This window comes from Nocardia sp. NPDC049707 (assembly GCF_040674855.1).
GTDB lineage: Bacteria > Actinomycetota > Actinomycetes > Mycobacteriales > Mycobacteriaceae > Nocardia.
Genome location: NZ_JBFANN010000119.1, coordinates 1 through 1,601, shown reverse-complemented (window position 1 = coordinate 1,601; position 1,601 = coordinate 1). Strand labels below are relative to the sequence as shown.

At 66.1% G+C, this 1,601-nt stretch carries 2 protein-coding genes; both read right to left on the bottom strand.

The features are described from left to right. Positions 1 to 165: 165 nt before the first annotated feature. The gene (gene rpsO, locus AB0J29_RS37170) at positions 166 to 435 is read right to left on the bottom strand and encodes a 30S ribosomal protein S15 (RefSeq protein ID WP_062991119.1); all 270 of its coding nucleotides are present in this window, start codon (positions 433 to 435) and stop codon (positions 166 to 168) included. A gap of 127 nt (positions 436 to 562) precedes the next feature. Beyond that, positions 563 to 1,534: a bifunctional riboflavin kinase/FAD synthetase gene (locus tag AB0J29_RS37165; protein WP_364796057.1), complete on the bottom strand. Its 972-nt coding sequence runs from the start codon at positions 1,532 to 1,534 to the stop codon at positions 563 to 565. Positions 1,535 to 1,601: the final 67 nt, after the last annotated feature.

Here is a 1,601-nt window from a genome sequence, read left to right as displayed (position 1 = left end):
ACGACGAGGTCGCCTTGCATCGGGCCGCCGTGCGCGCCCGCATGCGACGAAGTCGCGAGTCTCGACGGCTCGGACGCGAGACTGAAGGGGGCCGCGAACACGCCGCGCCCGCGCGGCCAAGAGCAGAGCACCCGCCGCGCCGAAGGCGCGGCAAATCAGACACAGTTACCGACGCAGACCCAGGCGCTCGATCAGCGAACGGTAGCGCTGGATGTCCTTGTCAGCGAGGTACTTCGACAGGCGCTTGCGACGACCGATCAGCGCCATCAGGCCGTGGCGGGTGTGGTGGTCGTGCTTGTGCTTCTTGAGGTGCTCGGTGATGTCGGCGATCCGCTTGGACAGCAGCGCGATCTGCGCCTCCGGGGAACCGGTGTCCTTCTCGTGCAGGCCGTACTCGGCGAGAATGGCCGACTTCTGTTCGGTGGTCAGCGCCATGGGGCATCCACTCCTAATTCTCAGTTCCGCGCTCGAGGATTCCGGTTACCCCGGTCGGGTGCCGCCGCGGACCGCAGCAAACCCGAGGATCCACCCTACCCGACAGCCCCGCGCCCACCGAATCCGGTCAGGAGTCGGCGGCGGCGGTGAGCACCTTGCGGGCGTTCTCGACGTCGCGGGCCATGGCCTCGAGCAGTTCGTCGATGGAATCGAATTTGCGCATGCCGCGCAGGTGCTCGACGAAATCCACCGCGACGTGCTGGCCGTACAGATCGGCCTCACCGTCGAGCACGTAGGCCTCGACGGTGCGGGCGCGCCCGGAGAAGGTGGGGTTGGTGCCGACCGAGATTGCCGCCATCGCGCGCTCCCCCGGCGTCACGGTCCCGATGGTCGGGCCGGGACCGAGCACGGTGAACCAGCCCGCGTAGACGCCGTCGGCCGGAATGGCGGCATACATGGGCGGCGCGATATTCGCGGTCGGGAAGCCGAGCTCACGGCCGCGGCCGTCGCCGTGTACGACCACACCCTCGACCCGATGCGGACGGCCGAGCGCCTCGGCGGCCGCGGCCATATCGCCGGCGTCGACGCAGGCCCGGATATAGGTGGAGGAGAAGGTGACCGCGTGCTCGCCGAGCAGTTTCACGCCGTCGACCTCGAAGCCGAAGCGTTCACCCAGCTCGCGCATGGTCTCGATGGTGCCGGCGGCCTTCTTACCGAAGGTGAAATTGTCACCGACCACGACCTCGGTCACATGTAGGTGCTCGACCAACAAGTCGTGTACGTAGCGCGCTGGGGTCAGTTTCATGAATTCATGGGTGAAGGGTATGACACAGAACACGTCGACGCCGAGTTCCTCCGCCAATTCGGCACGTCGGGTCAGCGTGGTCAACTGCGCCGGATGCGAACCAGGGCGCACCACTTCCATCGGGTGCGGATCAAAGGTCATCAATACCGCCGGAACACCACGTGCGGCAGCGGACTTCACGGCCCTGCTGATCAGCTGCGCGTGGCCGCGATGCACACCGTCGAATACGCCGATCGTGAGCACGCACCGCCCCCAGTCCGCGGGCACCTCGTCGAGACTTCGCCATCTCTGCACGATTTAGACCTTACTTTGCAGCTCAGGAGCAAACCCACACGAACACATCAGCCCCGGATTCCAACTT

Bases quoted from the DNA above. Each gene is read 5' to 3' on its own strand.
- rpsO (WP_062991119.1), bottom strand. From the start codon at position 435: ATGGCGCTGACCACCGAACAGAAGTCGGCCATTCTCGCCGAGTACGGC.